Annotated in this window: 11 protein-coding genes; 7 read left to right on the top strand and 4 right to left on the bottom strand. The window is 74.6% G+C overall.

The features are described from left to right. Positions 1-146: 146 nt before the first annotated feature. Positions 147-494, bottom strand: coding sequence for an SCP2 sterol-binding domain-containing protein (locus ACIPXB_RS34840; protein WP_401456634.1), 348 nt, complete (start codon positions 492-494; stop codon positions 147-149). Positions 495-538: 44 nt separating this feature from the next. Here ACIPXB_RS34840 and ACIPXB_RS34835 point away from each other — a divergent pair, with 44 nt between their 5' ends. The 5 genes from ACIPXB_RS34835 to ACIPXB_RS34815 all read left to right on the top strand — a co-directional run bounded on the left by ACIPXB_RS34835 (position 539) and on the right by ACIPXB_RS34815 (position 6,276). Further along, a complete protein-coding gene (locus tag ACIPXB_RS34835; RefSeq protein ID WP_401456611.1) occupies positions 539-892 on the top strand; it encodes a hypothetical protein in 354 nt (117 codons plus the stop codon). Between the two features lie 7 nt (positions 893-899). Continuing rightward, the gene (locus ACIPXB_RS34830; RefSeq protein WP_401456609.1) at positions 900-1,715 is read left to right on the top strand and encodes a TlyA family RNA methyltransferase; all 816 of its coding nucleotides are present in this window, start codon (positions 900-902) and stop codon (positions 1,713-1,715) included. Between the two features lie 20 nt (positions 1,716-1,735). Further along, a complete protein-coding gene (locus ACIPXB_RS34825) occupies positions 1,736-2,665 on the top strand; it encodes an NAD kinase (protein ID WP_401456607.1) in 930 nt (309 codons plus the stop codon). Positions 2,666-2,799: 134 nt separating this feature from the next. Next, positions 2,800-4,578 carry a DNA repair protein RecN gene (gene recN / locus ACIPXB_RS34820; RefSeq protein ID WP_401456606.1) on the top strand — a complete coding sequence of 593 codons (1,779 nt, stop codon included), beginning with the start codon at positions 2,800-2,802 and terminating at the stop codon, positions 4,576-4,578. Positions 4,579-5,151: 573 nt separating this feature from the next. Continuing rightward, positions 5,152-6,276, top strand: coding sequence for a glycosyltransferase family 4 protein (locus tag ACIPXB_RS34815; RefSeq protein WP_401456604.1), 1,125 nt, complete (start codon positions 5,152-5,154; stop codon positions 6,274-6,276). A 263-nt stretch (positions 6,277-6,539) separates the two neighbouring features. Here ACIPXB_RS34815 and ACIPXB_RS34810 read toward each other — a convergent pair whose 3' ends face one another. The 3 genes from ACIPXB_RS34810 to ACIPXB_RS34800 all read right to left on the bottom strand — a co-directional run bounded on the left by ACIPXB_RS34810 (position 6,540) and on the right by ACIPXB_RS34800 (position 11,629). Further along, complete coding sequence (locus tag ACIPXB_RS34810) at positions 6,540-8,159, bottom strand: PucR family transcriptional regulator (RefSeq protein WP_401456602.1); 1,620 nt, start codon at positions 8,157-8,159, stop codon at positions 6,540-6,542. Positions 8,160-8,316: 157 nt separating this feature from the next. Next, a complete protein-coding gene (locus tag ACIPXB_RS34805) occupies positions 8,317-9,699 on the bottom strand; it encodes an FAD-binding protein (protein ID WP_401456600.1) in 1,383 nt (460 codons plus the stop codon). Between the two features lie 124 nt (positions 9,700-9,823). Next, positions 9,824-11,629 carry a glycoside hydrolase family 15 protein gene (locus tag ACIPXB_RS34800; RefSeq protein WP_401456597.1) on the bottom strand — a complete coding sequence of 602 codons (1,806 nt, stop codon included), beginning with the start codon at positions 11,627-11,629 and terminating at the stop codon, positions 9,824-9,826. A gap of 495 nt (positions 11,630-12,124) precedes the next feature. Here ACIPXB_RS34800 and ACIPXB_RS34795 point away from each other — a divergent pair, with 495 nt between their 5' ends. Together ACIPXB_RS34795 and ACIPXB_RS34790 are read left to right on the top strand one after the other, a co-directional pair. Further along, positions 12,125-13,777, top strand: coding sequence for a CTP synthase (locus tag ACIPXB_RS34795; protein ID WP_401456596.1), 1,653 nt, complete (start codon positions 12,125-12,127; stop codon positions 13,775-13,777). 81 nt (positions 13,778-13,858) lie between these two features. Beyond that, the gene (locus ACIPXB_RS34790) at positions 13,859-14,494 is read left to right on the top strand and encodes an NUDIX domain-containing protein (protein ID WP_401456595.1); all 636 of its coding nucleotides are present in this window, start codon (positions 13,859-13,861) and stop codon (positions 14,492-14,494) included. Positions 14,495-14,661: the final 167 nt, after the last annotated feature.

Here is a 14,661-nt window from a genome sequence, read left to right as displayed (position 1 = left end):
GGCGCCGGCGCGCGGCGGGCGCGCCGCCGCGGCGCCCCCGGCCGCCCCCGGGGGGGGCGGGGGGGGGGCGCGGGCCCCCCCCCCCCCCCGGGGGGGGGGGCCCCCGGCCGCCGGCCGCCGGCCGCCGGCCGCCGGCCGCCGGCCGCTCAGAGCAGGGAGCGCAGGCGCAGCAGGTCGCGGAAGCCGGCCTCCAGGCGGACGCGGCCGCCCGCCCACGCCTTCGCGAAGTTCAGCTGCCCGGCGACCATCGCCACCAGGTCGTCGCCGGTCATCGCCAGCCGGATCTCGGCCTTCGTCGCGGGCGGCCCCGCCGCGAGGCCGGCCACGTGGATGCGGCCGCCCTCGAGCCGGCCCGTGAAGGTCCGGTCGAGGTCGGTGATGTGGCAGCTGAGCGTGCGGTCGAGCGCGGCCGCGCCGCGCACGTCGCCGTCGGCCCGCGCCAGGTTGTCGGAGAGTTGGTCGAGTGCCGCTCGGCACTCCTCGATCGTCGCCATCGTGATCACGACCGTACCGCACCCCTTCGGGGTAGCGTCGGGGCATGAGCGACGAAGTGTTCCCGGAACCGGACGACGTGCCGGACGCGGCGGCGGACGACGTGCCGGACGCCCTCGCGGACGGAGCTGGAGCCGGAGACGGTGACGGTGCGGGCGACGGTGACGGTGCGGGGGACGGCGCGGGGGACGGGCCCGCCGGGCCCGCGCCGCTGGGCGTCCTACGGACCGCGACCGGCCACGCCGGGGTGGACGCCCTGCTGGAGCGGCTGGCCGACGCCGACCACCTCCCGGCGGACGGACATGTCGAGGTGTACGAGGATGTACACAGGGGACTGCGGGACACGCTGACCGCGCTGGACGCAGCCCCCGCGACTCGTCCGTACGAAAACAGGAGCTGAACCGAACGTGGCAGGAGTGGCACGCCGCCGCCTGGACGCCGAACTGGTACGCCGCAGCATGGCCCGCTCGCGCGAGCACGCGGCCCAGCTGATCGCCGCCGGCCGGGTCACCGTCGGCGGCACCACCGCGACCAAGGCCGCCACCCAGGTCGAGACCAGCGCCGCGCTGGTGGTCCTCAAGGACGACAGCGACCCCGACTACGTCTCGCGCGGCGGCCACAAGCTCGCCGGCGCGCTGGCCGCCTTCACGCCGCTGGGGCTGCGCGTCGAGGGCCGCCGGGCCCTGGACGCGGGCGCCTCGACCGGCGGGTTCACCGACGTACTGCTGCGCTCGGGCGCCGGTCACGTCGTTGCCGTCGACGTCGGCTACGGGCAGCTGGCCTGGTCGCTGCAGAGCGACGAGCGGGTCACGGTGAAGGACCGTACGAACGTCCGGGAGCTGACGCTGGAGCAGATCGACGGGATCCCCGTCGACGTCATCGTCGGCGACCTGTCGTTCATCTCCATCGGCCTGGTGCTGCCCGCCCTGGTGCGCTGCGCGGCGCCGGACGCCGACCTGGTGCTGATGGTCAAGCCGCAGTTCGAGGTGGGCAAGGAGCGGCTCGGCAGCGGCGGCGTCGTCCGCAGCCCCGAGCTGCGCGCGGAGGCCGTGCGCGAGGTCGCGCGGGCGGCGGGGGCGCTGGGGCTCGGAGTGCTCGGGGTGACCGCGAGTCCGCTGCCCGGGCCCTCGGGGAATGTCGAATACTTTCTGTGGCTGCGGGCGGGGGCACCGGCACTCGACCCGGCGGACGTTGACCGTGCAGTGGCGGAGGGGCCGCGGTGACTGTTTCAACAGGGGGATCGGTGGATTCGGGACAGGGGCCCGGGTGCGGGCCCGAGGAGGCGCGGACCGTCTTCCTGCTCGTGCACACCGGGCGGCCGGCGGCCATCCGCAGCGCCGAGCTGGTGATCAAGGGGCTGCTGCGGTGCGGGCTGGGCGTACGGCTGCTGCGCCACGAGGCGGGCGACGTGTCGCTGCCGGCCGAGGTGGAGCTGGTCGAGGAGAGCACCCCCGACGTGCTCGACGGGTGCGAGCTGCTGATCGTCCTGGGCGGTGACGGGACGCTGCTGCGCGGCGCGGAGTTCGCGCGCGCCTCCGGGGTGCCGATGCTGGGCGTGAACCTGGGCCGGGTGGGCTTCCTGGCCGAGGCCGAGCGCGACGACCTGGACAAGGTCGTGGACCGGGTCGTCACCAAGGAGTACGAGGTCGAGGAGCGGATGACGCTCGACGTCCTCGTCCGGACGAACGGTGACGTGGTCCACCGGGACTGGGCGCTGAACGAGGCGGCCGTCCAGAAGGTGTCCCCCGAGCGGATGCTGGAGGTGGTGCTGGAGATCGACGGCCGGCCCGTCTCCGGGTTCGGCTGCGACGGGATCGTCTGCGCGACTCCGACCGGCTCCACGGCGTACGCCTTCTCCGCGGGCGGGCCGGTGGTGTGGCCGGAGGTCGAGGCGCTGCTGATGGTGCCGATCAGCGCGCACGCGCTGTTCGCGAAGCCGCTGATCACCTCGCCGGACTCGGTGCTGGCGGTGGAGGTCCAGACGGGCACCCCGCACGGGGTGCTGTGGTGCGACGGCCGCCGCACGCTGGAGCTGCCGCCCAGCGCCCGCGTGGAGGTCCGCCGGGGCAGCGTGCCGGTCCGGCTGGCCCGGCTGCACCACGCGGTCTTCACGGACCGCCTGGTGGCGAAATTCGCCCTGCCGGTCTCGGGGTGGCGCGGGGCGCCGCACTGAGGCGGTTACGGGCCCGCCCGTCCGATCCGGCGCCGGTCCGTAACCCGATCCGTAACCCGATCCGAAACCCGATCCGTAACCCGATCGGTGCCGGGTCACACGGTGCCGTCACATGCCGCCGGTGAAACCTCGGTATGGTGCAGGACGTGCTTGAGGAGATGCGGATACGGTCGCTGGGTGTCATCGACGACGCGGTGGTCGAGCTGTCGCCCGGATTCACCGCGGTGACCGGCGAGACCGGCGCGGGCAAGACGATGGTGGTCACCAGCCTCGGGCTGCTGCTCGGCGGCCGGGCCGACCCGGCGCTGGTGCGGATCGGGTCCAAGGCGGCGATCGTCGAGGGCCGGATCGTCATGCGGCCGGACGCGCCCGCCGCGGTGCGGGCCGAGGAGGCCGGGGCCGAGCTGGACGACGGCGCGCTGCTGATCAGCCGGACCGTTTCCGCCGAGGGGCGTTCGCGCGCCCATGTCGGCGGCCGCTCGGTGCCCGTGGGCCTGCTCGGCGAGCTCGCCGACGACCTGGTGGCCGTCCACGGCCAGACCGACCAGCAGGGCCTGCTGCGGCCGGCCCGGCAGCGGCAGGCGCTGGACCGGTACGCCGGCGGGGCCGTCGCCGTACCGCTGGAGAAGTACGGGGCCGCCTACCGGCGGCTGCGGGCCGTCGCCGCCGAACTGGACGAGATCACCACCCGGGCCCGGGAGCGGGCCCAGGAGGCCGACCTGCTGCGCTTCGGGCTGGACGAGATCGCGGCCGTCGAGCCGCGGGCCGGCGAGGACACCGAGCTGGCCGCGGAGGCGGAGCGGCTGGGCCACGCCGAGGCGCTGGCCTCGGCGGCGCAGCTCGCGCACGCGGCGCTCGCCGGCAACCCGGAGGACCCCGAGGGCGTCGACGCCAACACGCTCGTCGCGGGCGCGCACCGGGCGCTGGAGTCCGTACGCGCGCACGACGCGGCGCTGGGCGTGCTCGCCGAACGCATCGGCGAGGTGGGCATCCTGCTGGCGGACGTGGCCGGGGAGCTGGCCGGGTACGCCGACGACCTCGACGCCGACCCGCTGCGGCTGGCGGCGGTGGAGGAACGGCGGGCGGCGCTGACGCAGCTGACCCGTAAGTACGGCGCCGACGCGGGCACCGGGCACGACGCCCCGGCCGCCCACACGGTCGACGCCGTGCTGGCGTGGGCCGAGCGGGGCTCGGCGCGGCTGCTGGAGCTGGACGGCGACGACGAGCGGATCGGTGAGCTGACCGCCGAGCGGGACGCGCTGAGCGCGGAACTGTCGGGGCTGGCCCAGGCGCTGACGGACGCCCGTACGGAGGCGGCGGCGCGGTTCGCGTCGGCCGTGACCGCGGAGCTGGCGTCGCTGGCGATGCCGCACGCGCGGGTGACGATCGACATCCGCCAGACCGAGGACCCGGCCGGGGTCGAGGTCGGCGGCCGGCCGGTCGCGTACGGGCCGTCGGGCGCGGACGAGGTGGAGCTGCTGCTGGCCCCGCACCCGGGCGCGCAGCCGCGGCCGATCGCCAAGGGTGCCTCGGGCGGTGAGCTGTCCCGGGTGATGCTGGCCGTCGAGGTCGTCTTCGCGGGCTCGGACCCGGTCCCGACGTACCTCTTCGACGAGGTCGACGCGGGTGTCGGCGGCAAGGCGGCGGTGGAGGTCGGCCGACGGCTGGCGAAGCTGGCGAAGTCGGCGCAGGTCGTGGTGGTCACGCACCTCCCGCAGGTGGCGGCGTTCGCCGACCGGCAGCTGCTGGTGGAGAAGACCAACGACGGCTCGGTGACGCGCAGCGGCGTCACCGTCCTGGAGGGCGAGGACCGCGTCAGGGAACTGTCGCGGATGCTGGCGGGCCAGGAGGACTCCGAGACGGCGCGGGCGCACGCGGAGGAACTGCTGGCGGCGGCGCGCGCCGACGCGTAGGCCTGCGGCGGGCGGTCGTCGGGGCCGGCCGGCCGCCCCGGGCGGTCGTCCGGGCCGGGTCGGTATCCCCGGGCGGTCGTCGGGGCCGGGCCGGCATCCCCAGGCGGTCGTCGGGGCCGGGTCGGCATCCCCGGGCCGGCCCGGCGCCACCCGGGCCCGGCCCGAGAAGACCGCCAGGGCCTGGCCGGGCGTCGGCCGGGTGCGCCCCGGAGGCGTGCGCGTGCCCTTCCCGACGGAGAGGTGCCCGCCCGGCGCCGGGCCCGGCACCGCGCAGTCGGCGCCGGTCCACCCGTCCCTGCCGAGGTGGTCGGTGGTGGCTTTCAGCGAGGGCGGCGGCCGGTGCTCGGCCGGCGCCCCGGCCCGGCCGCATCGTCGTCGTGGCCGCCGGTCCGGTGATCGTGGCAGGGGGTACCAGCAACGGGCCCCCGGGCCGGAGATGTAGCCCGTGTGGGTGACGCTTCACCGGAAGTCGCGTGCTCTTGCGTGGGATCCCTCCCCGTACGGTCCCGGAACGCGCGTACGGGCTGGCATCCTGGGCGACGTCCCTGCCTTCCTCACTCAGGAGCTCCGGCCGTGAGCAGCACACCGGTTCCGGTCCAGGCCCCGTCGTACGGGCGGCCGCCGTTGCGTACCGTCCAGGTCCTCGGGGACGCCTGCGCGGGCGTCCCCGGCAGCGGGGCGGGGAGCAGCGCGCACGTGCGGTCGCTGGCCACGGGGCTCGCGGCGCGCGGGGTGCGGGTGACGGTGTGCGCGCCGGTCGAGGCGGAGGGGGAGTACGACTTCACGGGCGCCGGGGCGCAGTTCACGCCGGCGGCGGTGAGCGCGCTGCGGGCCGCGTGCGCCGGGGCGGACGTGGTGCACGCGCACGGTGTGCGCGCCGGGATGCGGGCGGCGCTGGCGCTGCGCGGCTTCCGGGTGCCGCTGGTGGTCAGCTGGCACGGCTGTGGGCCGGGGGCCGAGGGGCTGCTGGGCCGGCTGACCCGGGTGCTGGAACGGCGGGTCGCGCGGTCCGCGGCGGTCGTGCTCGGCGCGACGTCGGACCAGGTGGACCTGGCGCGCCGGCGCGGGGCGCGGGACGCCCGGCTGGCCCCCGTGACGGTGCCGGTGGCCGGACCAGGCCTGGCCGATCCCGGGAAGGTGCGGGCCGAACTGGGGGCGGTGGAGCGGCCGCTGCTGATCGCGGTCGGCAGTCTCGTCCCGCACCGCGGGTACGGCGTACTGCTGGACGCGGCCCGGTCCTGGCGGGAGCTGGACCCCGTACCGCTGCTGGTGATCGCGGGCGAGGGCGCGCTGCGGGCGTCGCTGGCGCGGCGGATCGAGGCCGAGGGGCTGCCGGTGCGGCTGCTGGGACGGCGGCCGGACGTGGCCGACCTGCTGGCGGCGGCGGACGTGGCGGTGCTGCCGAGCCGGTGGGAGGCGCGGTCCCTGCTGGCCCAGGAGGCGCTGCGGGCGGGCGTGGCGCTGGTCGCGACGCGGGTCGGCGGGGTGCCGGAGCTGGTCGGGGACGCGGCGGTCCTGGTGCCGTACGGTGACGCCGGCGCCCTCGCCTCGGCGGTCTCCCGCCTCCTGGTGGACCCCGGCGCCCGCGCGGCCCTGGGGGACGCGGGCCGGGCCCAGGCGGCGACGTGGCCGACGGAGGACGACACGGTGGCGCAAGTGCTCTCCGTGTACGACGAACTGATGGAACGTCGCCGGTAGCCCACGGGTGGCTCCCGGGCCGGCCTGTGACGGGGTCGCCTGCGCGGCCCCACCGCTCGCCGCTGCGCGGGGCCCTTCCCCACCCCGCCCCTTCCCGAACCCGGGGCTCCGCCCCGGACCCCGCGCCTCAGGCGCCGGCGGGGCTGGGTGGGCGGGGCTGTGCCCCGGAGCCCGCGCCTCGAGCGCCGGCGGGGCTGGGTGGGCGGGGCTGTGCCCCGGAGCCCGCGCCTCGAGCGGCGGCGGGGCTGGGTGGGCGGGGCCGGTTATGACGTGTGGCGGCGGGCGCGCAGGGCCAGGCTCAGGGAGAGGACCGTCTCCGGGTCGTCCAGGTCCGTGCCCAGGAGTTCGGAGATCCGGGCCAGACGGTTGTACAGGGTCTGCCGGTTGAGGTGGAGTTCGCGCGCCGTCTCCGCCTTGCGGCCCGCGTGCGCCAGGTACGTCTCCAGCGTGGGCAGGAGGGGCGGGCGGGACGTCTGGTCGTGGGTCCGCAGCGCGCCGATCGCACGGTCCACGAACGCCGCCAGGTCCGGGTGTTCCCGCAGCCGCCACAGCAGCAGGTCGATGTCCAGGCGGCGGGCGTCGTACCAGGGGCGGCCCGGCAGGCCCTGGGCCGCGGTCGCCGTCTCCGCGGCGTGCCGCAGGCCCGAGGAGGCCGCCGCCCAGCCGCCCGCCACGCCCACCACCACCGCCGGCGGCGCGCCGGCCCGGTCCAGGCCCGCCCGTTCCACGCCCGCCCGAAGCGCCGCCGCGACCCGGTCGGCCACCGAGACGCGCTCCGTCTCCGCGCGCAGCGCGACCAGCAGCGGCACCCGCCCCTCCACCGGGCGGACGCCCAGCAGCACCGGGACGCCCACCGCCGACAGCTCCTCCGACACCGCCCGCGCCAGGACCGACCAGTTGCCGCCCGGGGCCACGCCCGCCGCCAGCCGCATCACCACCGGCAGCAGCGGGCCGGAACCCGGTTTGAAGCCCAGGACCCGGGCTTGCGCCGGCGCGTCCTCCGCCGAGATCCGGCCCTCCGCGAGGTCGGTCAGGAAGTCGCCGCGGCCACGCGCCGCCAGCTCCTCCTCCTGCCGCGCCTGCATCAGCACCACCGCGAGCACGCCCGCCGTACGCTCGGCCGCCATCCGGTGCACCGGCGCCAGCGGCGCGGAGACGCCCAGCAGCACCAGCCGGGCCCGGACCGAGCCGGGCCCCGGCCCGCCGCCGGGTACGTCGACCACGACCGCGTTCGACGGCGGGCCCTCCGCCTGGTGCCCGCGCAGCCCCTCCCACACCTGGAGCGGGTCCGCCGCGGCGTCCCCCGACGCGCTGCCCGCCGCGTACAGCAGCTGCCCGTCCGGGGTCTCCAGGAAGACCGGGTTCGCGGTGAAGTCGGCCAGGATCCGCAGGACCTGCGGGATCCCGCCGCCGCCCAGCAGCGCCTGCGTGCACCGCCGGTGCACCTCCTCGGCCCGCTGCAGCAGCGCGTAGTGCCCGTTGACGATCTCGGTGTGGACCTCCTCCGTGACCGCGACGAAGGGCACTTCACGGTGCAGCTGGACCAGCGGCAGGCCGGCCGCCCGGGCCGTCTCCACGATCGTCGCGGGCAGCCGCGTGAAGCGCGGCCCCAGCTCCACCACCAGCGCCGCGATGCCCCGTTCGGCCAGGCGCCGTACGAAGGCGCGCTGTTCGGCCGGACGCGTGCCCAGACCGAGTCCCGTCGTCAGCAGCAGTTCGCCGCCCTTGAGCAGGGAGGCGATGTTGGGCACCTCGCCCGCGTGCACCCAGCGCACGGTGCGGCCCAGCCGGTCGGCCCCGGCCACCACCTCCGGCAGCCCGCCGCGCAGCCCCGGCAGCTCCAGCGCCCTTTGAACGGTGATCCCGCCGCCCTGGTTGTCCATGTCGCCGGACGCTACCGGCCGTGTCGTCGCGCGCACATCATCCACGGGTGGGGAGTCCTGTCCTGCCGTCCGGCCGGACCGACAACGCGTCGGCCCGGTAAGGGGATTATCCGATCACCGGTCGGCTGTGGCGTACGTCACCTGCCCGCGAGGAGGCTCAGGCCGGCCGGATGTTGTGGTTGAAGCGGAAGACGTTGTCCGGGTCGTACGTCCGCTTGACCCGGCCCAGCCGGGCCAGGTTCTCCTCACCCAGACCCGCGGCCACGCGCTGCGGGCCCTCGTCGCCGAGGAAGTTGAGGTAGACGGCGCCGGTGCTCCACGGCCGCACGTCGGCGCGGACGTCCTTGACCCACTGCCGGCAGCGCTCGTCGTCCGCCGGGTCCTCCCAGATGCCGAAGGGGTGCACCACCCACGGGGCGTCCCGGTAGGGCACCGGGAACTCGGCCGGCCCGCTCGCGATCGCGCCGCCCTGCGGGAAGAGGATGTGCTGGGTGCCCGACGGCACGGGCATCGTGGCGGCCCGGCCGCAGAAGACGTCCACCAGGCCTTCGGGCGCCCCGGTCAGGTACTCCGCCGACCAGTAGTTCCGCATCCCCGGCGGATCGTCGATCATGCACTGCAGGTCCGCGTACGGGATGCCGGTGACGATCTCCACCTCGTGCGGCAGGGCCAGCAGCGGCGCGGCCAGCTTCCGCACCCCCTCCTCCGGCCCGGCGTACGTCAGCAGCGCCGTGCACAGCAACTGCCCGACCAGGGGCGGCGGCACGAAGTCCTCCGGCGGCGCCGTCAGATAGATCACCCCGCCGCTCACCTCGTGCGGCCCGTTCTCGATCAGGTCCCGGAAGGTGCGCATCACCGCGGGCCCGTGCTCGGGCAGGTACATCAGCAGCGCGATCGACATGTGCGGCAGGTCGTGCAGGCGCAGCGTGATCGAGGTGGCGATGCCGAAGTTCCCGCCGCCGCCGTGCAGCGCCCAGAACAGCTCCGGGTGGTCCTCGGCGGTCGCCGTGACCCGCTCGCCGCCGGCGGTGACCACGTCCACGCCCAGCAGGTTGTCCACGGCCAGCCCGAAGGCCCGGTCCAGCCAGCCCGTGCCGCCGCCGAGGACGAAACCGCCGACGCCGGTGGTGGAGGCACGGCCGCCGGTGGTGGCCAGGGCGTGCGGCTGGCAGGCCCGGTCCAGATGGCTCATCGTGGCCCCGCCGCCGATCCGGACCGCCTTCGCGGCGGGATGGACCGTCACGTCGTGCATCCGCCGCAGGTCCACGACCAGGGCCCCGTCGCCCAGCGCCATGCCCGCCACGCTGTGCCCGCCGCCGCGCACCGCGATCGGCAGGTCCAGCTCGCGCGCGAAGCGGACGGCGGTGACCACGTCCGCCTCGTCCTCGACCTGCGCGATCACGGCCGGACGCCGGTCGATCATGGCGTTGAAGACGGTCCGGGCCTCGTCGTAGCCCGGATCGCCCGGGGCGTGGACGGCACCGGGCAGATCCTCGCGGAGCCCGGCCAGGGCCGTGCCCGCCTTCGAGTGGGGAGCCATGGGCGCGCCCCCTTCTCCCGAGGGGTGAAGGACCCCTCCAGCCTAGGCAGGCCCCGTTCCGGCGCGCACGCCGGAACCGGGCCCCGGCCCGTGGCCCGAGGGCCCGGCCCATGGCGCGGAGGGCTCAGCCCCCGTACGCGCCGCTCGCCGTCAGCCGCAGGGCCGTGTCGATGAGCGGAACGTGGCTGAAGGCCTGCGGGAAGTTGCCCACCTGCCGCTGGAGCCGCGGGTCCCACTCCTCCGCCAGCAGCCCGACGTCGTTGCGCAGGCTCAGCAGCTTCTCGAACAGCCGGCGGGCCTCGTCGACCCGGCCGATCATCGCCAGGTCGTCGGCCATCCAGAACGAGCAGGCCAGGAACGCGCCCTCGTCGCCCTCCAGGCCGTCCACGCCGGCCTCCTCGCCCGCCGTCGGGTAGCGCAGGATGAACCCGTCGGTCGTCGACAGCTCGCGCTGGATCGCCTCGACGGTGCCGATGACCCGCTTGTCGTCCGGCGGCAGGAAGCCGACCTGCGGGATCAGCAGCAGGGAGGCGTCCAGTTCCTTCGAGCCGTAGGACTGCGTGAAGGTGTTGCGCTCCTTGTCGTAGCCCTTCTCGCAGACGTCCCGGTGGATCTCGTCGCGCAGCTCGCGCCAGCGCTCCAGCGGTCCGTCCGCGTCCCCGCTCTCGATCAGCTTGATCGTGCGGTCCACGGCCACCCACGCCATCACCTTGGAGTGCACGAAGTGGCGGCGGGGGCCGCGCACCTCCCAGATGCCCTCGTCGGGCTGGTCCCAGTGGGCCTCCAAGTAGCGGATCAGCTTCAGCTGGAGCAGGGAGGCGTAGTCGTTGCGGGCCAGGCCCGTCATGTGACCCAGGTGCAGGGCCTCGGTGACCTCGCCGTACACGTCCAGCTGGAGCTGGTGGGCGGCACCGTTGCCGACGCGCACCGGCTGGGAGTTCTCGTACCCGGGCAGCCAGTCCAGCTCGGTCTCGCCGAGCTCGCGCTCGCCCGCGATGCCGTACATGATCTGCAGGTTCTCCGGGTCGCCGGCGACCGCGCGCAGCAGCCACTCGCGCCAGGCGCGGGCCTCCTCGCGGTAGCCGGTGCGCAGCAGCGAGGAGAGGGTGATCGCGGCGTCCCGCAGCCAGGTGTAGCGGTAGTCCCAGTTGCGCACGCCGCCGATCTCCTCCGGCAGGGAGGTGGTGGGCGCGGCGACGATGCCGCCGGTCGGCGCGTACGTGAGCGCCTTGAGGGTGATCAGGGAGCGGACGACGGCCTCCCGGTAGGGGCCGTGGTACGTGCAGTGCTCGACCCACTCGCGCCAGAAGTCGGTGGTGGCCTCCAGCGCGGCCTCGGCGTCGGGCTCCTGCGGCGGCTCCTTGTGCGAGGGCTGCCAGCTGATGCAGAACGCGATCCGGTCGCCGGGGCCGACGGTGAAGTCGGCGTACGTCGTCAGGTCCTTGCCGTACGTCTGGGCGTCGGTGTCCAGCCAGACCGAGTCCGGGCCGGCCACGGCGACGGTACGGGCGTCGACCTTGTGCACCCACGGCACGACCCGGCCGTAGCTGAACCGCATGCGCAGGGCCGAACGCATCGGCACCCGGCCGGTGACGCCCTCCACGATCCGCACGAGCTGCGGGGCGTGGTCCTCGCGGGGCGGCATGAAGTCGATGATGCGGACCGTGCCGCGCGGAGTGTCGAACTCCGACTCCAGCACGAGCGAGTCCCCGCGGTAGCGGCGGCGGTCGGCCTTGGGGGCCTCCGCGCCCGGCGCGACGGCCGGGCCGATGCGCCAGAAGCCGTGATCCTCGGTGCCCAGGAGCGCAGCGAAGATGGCATGTGAGTCGAAACGGGGCAGACACAACCAGTCCACAGACCCGTCCCGGCACACCAGTGCGGCGGTCTGCATGTCCCCGATCAGTGCGTAATCCTCGATGCGCCCGGACACGTTGCTTCTCCAGTCGAACGGCCACGTCCGCCCCGAAGGGCGCTTGCAGTGCGCTGTTGCGCGGTCCTAGGGTCCCCCACGCGAGCATCGGATGTCCGGGACGGGCTGGGTGGTGCCGTGAACCGGATGACCGGACTGCTCGGGCGGCGATGTTGAGCGATATCCGAGCAGGATATGTCGGCACCCTAGTGATCTCCTTAAGTCTGGGAACAATGGCGCTCCTCCAAACGGGTGAGGAGTGTTGGTATGACCAACGGTTTTGGTGCTTGCCACCGGTATAGGGCGGTCACGGCCCGCGCGGCGGGGCGGGCGGGCGTGCCGGAGGCGGACCTGCCGGGTCGCTGATAGGCTGGTACCCCGTGGACCGGTGGTCTGCCTGTGCGAATCAGGGGCCCCGAAACCGCAGCTTCGGCGCCCCCTGAGACCCTTTCCGGATCTCCGCGGGACGGCACCGGACGCACCTCACCTCGCGACCACGGGAGCCCCCTCTTGGCGATGCCGCCCAAATCCATGACGACCAAGCACATCTTCGTCACCGGGGGTGTCGCTTCGTCCCTCGGCAAGGGGCTGACGGCCTCCAGCCTGGGTGCGCTGCTGAAGGCGCGCGGCCTGCGGGTCACGATGCAGAAGCTCGACCCGTACCTGAACGTCGACCCCGGCACGATGAACCCGTTCCAGCACGGCGAGGTGTTCGTCACCAACGACGGCGCCGAGACCGACCTGGACATCGGCCACTACGAGCGCTTCCTCGACGTGGACCTCGACGGCTCGGCCAACGTCACCACCGGCCAGGTCTACTCGACGGTCATCGCCAAGGAGCGCCGCGGCGAGTACCTCGGCGACACCGTGCAGGTCATCCCGCACATCACCAACGAGATCAAGCACCGCATCCGCCGCATGGCGACCGAGGACGTCGACGTCGTCATCACCGAGGTCGGCGGCACGGTCGGCGACATCGAGTCGCTGCCGTTCCTGGAGACCGTCCGCCAGGTCCGCCACGAGGTCGGCCGCGACAACGTCTTCGTCGTGCACATCTCGCTGCTGCCCTACATCGGCCCCTCCGGCGAGCTGAAGACCAAGCCGACGCAGCACTCGGTCGCCGCGCTGCGCAACATCGGTATCCAGCCCGACGCGATCGTGCTGCGCGCCGACCGCGACGTGCCCACCTCCATCAAGCGCAAGATCTCGCTGATGTGCGACGTCGACGAGGCGGCCGTGGTCGCCGCCATCGACGCCAAGTCGATCTACGACATCCCGAAGGTGCTGCACACCGAGGGCCTGGACGCGTACGTCGTGCGCAAGCTCGACCTGCCGTTCCGCGACGTGGACTGGACGGTGTGGGAGGACCTGCTGGACCGGGTTCACAACCCCGACCACGAGGTCGACGTCGCGCTGGTGGGCAAGTACATCGACCTGCCCGACGCGTACCTGTCGGTGACCGAGGCGCTGCGCGCCGGCGGTTTCGCCAACAAGGCCCGCGTCAAGATCAAGTGGGTCACCTCCGACGACTGCAGGACCCCGGCCGGCGCGGCGGCGGTGCTCGGCGACGTGGACGCGATCTGCGTGCCCGGCGGCTTCGGCGACCGCGGCGTCAACGGCAAGGTCGGCGCCATCACGTACGCCCGCGAGAACAAGATCCCGCTGCTGGGCCTGTGCCTGGGCCTGCAGTGCGTGGTCATCGAGGCCGCACGCAACCTGGCGGGCATCGAGGACGCGAACTCCACCGAGTTCGACGCCTCCACCCCGCACCCGGTCATCTCGACCATGGAGGAGCAGCTCGCCTTCGTCGAGGGCGCGGGCGACCTGGGCGGCACCATGCGCCTGGGCATGTACCCGGCGAAGCTCGCCGAGGGCTCGATCGTGCGCGAGGTCTACGGCGACCAGGCGTACGTCGACGAGCGGCACCGCCACCGCTACGAGGTGAACAACGCCTACCGCGGCGAGCTGGAGAAGAAGGCGGGCATCGTCTTCTCCGGCACCTCCCCGGACAACAAGCTGGTCGAGTACGTCGAGTACCCGCGCGAGGTGCACCCCTACCTGGTGGCCACCCAGGCCCACCCGGAGCTGCGCTCGCGCCCGACCCGCCCGCACCCGCTGTTCGCGGGCCTGGTCAAGGCGGCGGTGGAGCGCCAGCAGGCCGCCAAGTGACGGTGTGACGGCATAACGTAGGCAGCCGGGGTGCGCGCGGGCGCGCGTCCCGGCTGTCGCGCGTCCGGGAGGACTTCGGAAATGGGCATCGTGGACATCAAGGACTCCGCTCTGACCTGGGAGGTCCTGTCGCAGGACCGTCCCTTCGAGGGGGCGAAGACGGCCGTCGCCTCGGACCGTGTGCGGATGCCGGACGGCTCGGTGGCGCGCCGTGACTACCAGGTGCACCCGGGCTCGGTGTGCGTGCTGGCGCTGGACGCGGAGGACCGGGTCCTGGTGCTGCGCCAGTACCGCCACCCGGTGCGGCACAAGCTGTGGGAGCTGCCGGCGGGGCTGCTGGACGTGCCGGGGGAGAACCCGCTGCACGCCGCCCAGCGCGAGCTCTACGAGGAGGCGCACGTCAAGGCCGAGGACTGGCGGGTCCTCGCCGACTTCTTCAGCTCGCCCGGCGGCTCCGACGAGGCGGTGCGGATCTTCCTGGCCCGCGACCTGGCCGAGGCGGAGGGCGAGCGGTACGCGGTCTCCGACGAGGAGGCCGACATGGAGCTGGCTCGGGTCCCGCTGGCCGAGCTGGTCCGCGGCGTCCTGGCGGGCGAGCTGCACAACCCCGGCCTGGTCACGGGCGTGCTGGCGCTCGCCGCCGCCCTGGCCGCCGGCGGCCCCGACACCCTCCGTCCCGCCCTGGCACCCTGGCCGGCCCGTCCGTACGAGGTGTAGGCGACCCGCGGAACCCCGGGCCCGTGCGGGGCCGCACAGGGGGCGGCGGGTGCCGGGAGGGGCGGGGAGGGGCCGAGAGGGGCCGGTGTGACGATCGGCTGATCCGATCGGGCGATGTGCCCGCCGCGCTCCCCACAAGTCGTCGCTCTGTGTGAACTACGCTCAGC

This window comes from Streptomyces sp. NPDC090022, from assembly GCF_044748145.1.
In the GTDB taxonomy this organism is placed as follows: Bacteria; Actinomycetota; Actinomycetes; order Streptomycetales; family Streptomycetaceae; genus Streptomyces.
The sequence above is the reverse complement of the archived record's forward strand: the minus strand, read 5'-3'. Positions and strand labels throughout refer to the sequence as shown.